Below are 3,539 nucleotides of genomic sequence, written 5' to 3' on the forward strand. Positions count from 1 at the left end.
CTTCAGGTAGCGGCCGGTCGCCTCCACCGCGACGGTCCCGTCGGCGAGCAGGATCTCGCCCGACGCTTCGAACGCGCGCGCCGACTCCGACGTGATCCGGCCGACCGCCCGTAGCTGCTCGCCGAGCGGGACCGGCTTGCGGTAGCGGGTGGTGAGCTCGATCGTCACGTACCACGTGTCCGGCTCGTCGAGGCTGATCGCGCGGCCGATGGTCTCGTCGATGACGGCGGCCGCGAGCCCGCCGTGCAGCCGCCCCGGGTAGCCCTGGTGCTGCTCGGACGGCGTGAAGAGGCACACGACCTCGCCGCCCTCGACGTCGAGGAAGCGCGCATGCATGCCGAAGGCGTTCTCGACGCCGCACACGAAGCACATCCGGCTGACGTTCTGGGAGCCGAGCACGCGGCGGGTCATGACGGTCCTTCCGAGGGTCGGGCGTCGGCCGAGTCGTCACGATTCCCAGACATACACAGCCTCCTGCAGTGCTCGCGTGCGCAGCCGCTCCTTCAGGAGATGGGGCCGCACGAAGTCCACCTCGCGCCCCAGCACCTCTTCGGCGAAGTCCGCCGCCTCGACGAAGCGGAAGCCGCCCGGGTCGGTCGTCTCGACGAGCAGGTCGACGTCGCTGTCGGGCGTCTGCTCGCCGCACGCGAACGATCCGAACACACCGATGCGGTCGATGCGATAGCGGTCGCGGAAGACGTCGCCGTTGGCGCGAATGCGCGCCGCGATCTCGCCGAGGTCGCGTACCGGGGCGGCGCCCGCGGCGGTCGGCGCGCCGTACACGGCGGGAGCCTCGGCCGCGACCGGGAGCCCGGCGGTAGCATCGACGCCCAGTGCGTGCGCGACCGCGTCCACGCGTGCGAGGTCGGCGTTGGCGTACGCGGAGCGCTCCCAGCGGGCGACCTGCTGCTGGCGCACGCCGAGGCGCTCGCCCAGCTCGCGCTGCGACAATCCGGCGGCGCGTCGCGCGCGCACCAGGTCGGCACCGATGTCGAGCGGTCGTGTCATAGGTCGAGGATACAACGAAAGAGTAGTGAACAACAACACCGAGGGGGTGAGGCCAGCGCTGGCCGTGCGATGACGGGTGATAGAATCGCCGCGAGGATCCGAGCGCACGGACGTGCGTCGGCGGGGAGGAGAGGCGATGACGGTCTCGCGGAAGCGGGTTGCGATGGCGGCGGTGGCTGGCGTCCTCGCGCTGCTCGTCATGGGGTGCGCGCTCACGGAGGCGTTCACGCCCAAGCCGGACGGCGACCTGCCCGAGGAGAAGGCGCCGCCGGTCGAGACGAGCGACGGCGGGGTCGTGGAGTCCAGCGCGAAGGTCGAGGTGTTCAAGAACACCAACGACGGCGCCGTCCGCAACGGCCCGACCGAGCAGGTCGAGTTCACGCTCGACGCGGCGACCCGGATCACCTACATCCAGACCTACCACTGGAACAACGGCGCGGGCGTGGCGCCCGGGACGATCGGCCTGAAGAAGGCGGACGGCACGGTCGTCGGGACCTGGGACGCGAAGGGCGAGCCGGGCCAAGGCGGCGTGGCGAACGCCTACTGGGCGGTCGAACCCGATGTCGTCCTCGAGCCGGGCACCTACGTGGTTGTGGACTCCGACCCGAAGACGCAGTCCACCAACGAGCAGATGGCCGGCCGCGGGCAGACGGTCATCCAGGGCATCCTGGAGCAGTGACCGCCCACCCGAACGACCGCGACAATCGCGAGCTGTGCTCGGCGTGCGGCGGGCTGTGTTGCGCGATCTACCTCGCACACGACGAGGACGGCGCCTACATCGGCGACGGGTGGCTGCCAGCCCAGATCGACGAGTGGACGCGGCGGTTCGTCGCGAGCGGGGCGCTGCGCCTCGGCCCCGACGATGTGATGACGCCCGGCGCGGCGGGCGTGGCTCCGCTCCACGATCCGCGCCTCAGCCACGCCCCCACCACCGAGGGCGCGGCGTACCGCGCCGCGCTGCCGGCGTGGGTCGACACGCGGAAGTGCCAGTTCTGCCACCCGGACACCGGCTGCCTGCTGCCGCGGGAGTACCGCGCGCCGATCTGCGGCGAGTGGGTCTGCGAGCTGTGGGAGGCCGCCGACGCGGGCGGCTGACCGAGGGCCGGGGCAGGTGCGGGTGCCGCTCGGCGACCGCATCGGTCATACTCGCTCGCACGACGGCATCATCGACCGCAAGGAGCCCGACATGCCCGTAGCGCGCGCACGCCACATCCTCGTCGCCACCGAGGCCGAGGCGCTCGACCTGAAGCAGCAGATCGCCGATGGCGCCGACTTCGCCGAGACGGCGCGGCAGCACTCACAGTGCCCGTCCCGTATGCAGGGAGGCGACCTCGGCGAGTTCATGCCGGGGCAGATGGTGGCCGAGTTCAACGACGTCTGCTTCAACGACGAGGTCGGCGTGGTGCACGGCCCGGTGCAGACCCGCTTCGGCTACCACATCATCGAGGTCACCGACCGCCGCGACTGACGCGCCCGTGTCCGGCCGCGCGGCGCCCGGCTGCTACGCCCCGGCCCACTCCAGCACGCGCAGCGCGGACAGCGTGAGCCACTTGCTCGGCTCGCCCTTGGCCTCGACGTCGCCGTGCATCTTGCCGTTGTGCGAGTTGCGCATCGTCCAGCGCATCGCCGTGTCCGCCGACCCGCGCACGAGCGTGACCGCGTCGGCGTATTCTTCGCGCGGTGGCTCGCCCACGGCCGCGAGCGAGGTCAGGGCCTCGAGCGCGTCCGAGTTGTACGACAGCGGGAAGCCGAAGCGCATCCAGCCGGGTTTCTCCTTGTAGTGCAGCACCGGGTGCTCGACCAGGAAGCGTTCGCGCATGCCGCGCCGCTCGCCGGCGGGCGCCGACCACACCGCGTCGGTGAACTCGCGGGACTCGACCGGCAGGCAGCGGTATACGGACTTGTCGCGCAGCTTCGCGACGCACTCGTCGCCCAGGGCCGCCGCGCCGTCGGGCCACGCGCGCTCGGGGACCTCGGCGAGGAAGAGCAGCAACTTCGGCGTCAGCATGTGGCAGTAGCCGTTGAGCTGGTACTCGCGCCCATCGCGGCAGTCGACGATGCCGAGTCTCGTGAACAGGTCCACGCAGTAGCGCAGCGCCGCGACCACGCGCTCGTCATCGGGGGCGACGAGCCGCGCGAGCGCTCTGCCGACGTTTGCGGTGAGGCACGGGATCGAGGCCGCGGCCTGCATGTTGCCGGCGCTCCACGAGCCGTCGGGCATCTGTCGTGAGAAGGCGTACTCGGCGCCGTGTCGGACACGCTCGTCAGCGCCGTCGGCGTGCATCTCGCCGAGCAAGTGGACCTGCCACAGCGAGCCCGTGTACTTGCGGTAGTCCTGTGCCGGCGTGTCCCACGACCCGTTCTCGCGCATCGCGTCGAGGATCGCGGCGACGGGTGGGTACTCGTTGCGCCGCGCCCATAGAGCCGAGGTCTCGGGCGAGTCCGCCTCACCGAGCAGGTGGCGGCGCGTGAGCACCGCCACCGCGGGGTTGTCGGGCGCGAGCAGCCAGTCGAGCGTCTCGGCGGGGACC

General features: G+C 71.5%; 5 protein-coding genes. 3 read left to right on the forward strand and 2 right to left on the reverse strand.

What is annotated here, in order from left to right; genetic code table 11:
* Together FDZ70_07880 and FDZ70_07885 are read right to left on the reverse strand one after the other, a co-directional pair.
* Positions 1-372: PaaI family thioesterase (locus FDZ70_07880; GenBank protein ID TLM73177.1), on the reverse strand; the 372-nt coding region annotated here is incomplete at its 3' end.
* Between the two features lie 75 nt (positions 373-447).
* Positions 448-1,209, reverse strand: a complete 762-nt coding sequence (locus FDZ70_07885; protein TLM73174.1) for a helix-turn-helix domain-containing protein — start codon at positions 1,207-1,209, stop codon at positions 448-450.
* Here FDZ70_07885 and FDZ70_07890 point away from each other — a divergent pair.
* The 3 genes from FDZ70_07890 (at position 1,181) to FDZ70_07900 (ending at position 2,476) form a co-directional block, all read left to right on the forward strand.
* Positions 1,181-1,687, forward strand: a complete 507-nt coding sequence (locus tag FDZ70_07890; GenBank protein ID TLM73175.1) for a hypothetical protein — start codon at positions 1,181-1,183, stop codon at positions 1,685-1,687. The two genes, FDZ70_07885 and FDZ70_07890, sit on opposite strands and share 29 nt — an antisense overlap.
* Complete coding sequence (locus tag FDZ70_07895) at positions 1,684-2,103, forward strand: hypothetical protein (GenBank protein TLM73176.1); 420 nt, start codon at positions 1,684-1,686, stop codon at positions 2,101-2,103. Before FDZ70_07890 ends, FDZ70_07895 begins: the two co-directional genes overlap by 4 nt.
* A 91-nt stretch (positions 2,104-2,194) precedes the next feature.
* Complete coding sequence (locus FDZ70_07900) at positions 2,195-2,476, forward strand: peptidylprolyl isomerase (GenBank protein TLM73178.1); 282 nt, start codon at positions 2,195-2,197, stop codon at positions 2,474-2,476.
* Positions 2,477-3,539 lie beyond the last annotated feature (1,063 nt).

It is taken from the genome of Actinomycetota bacterium (assembly GCA_005774595.1).
Lineage (GTDB): Bacteria > Actinomycetota > Coriobacteriia > Anaerosomatales > D1FN1-002 > D1FN1-002.

Coding starts and splice junctions, on each gene's coding strand:
- FDZ70_07885 (TLM73174.1), bottom strand. CDS start 1,209: ATGACGAGCAGCGCGAGGACGCCAGCCACCGCCGCCATCGCAACCCGC.
- FDZ70_07900 (TLM73178.1), top strand. CDS start 2,195: ATGCCCGTAGCGCGCGCACGCCACATCCTCGTCGCCACCGAGGCCGAG.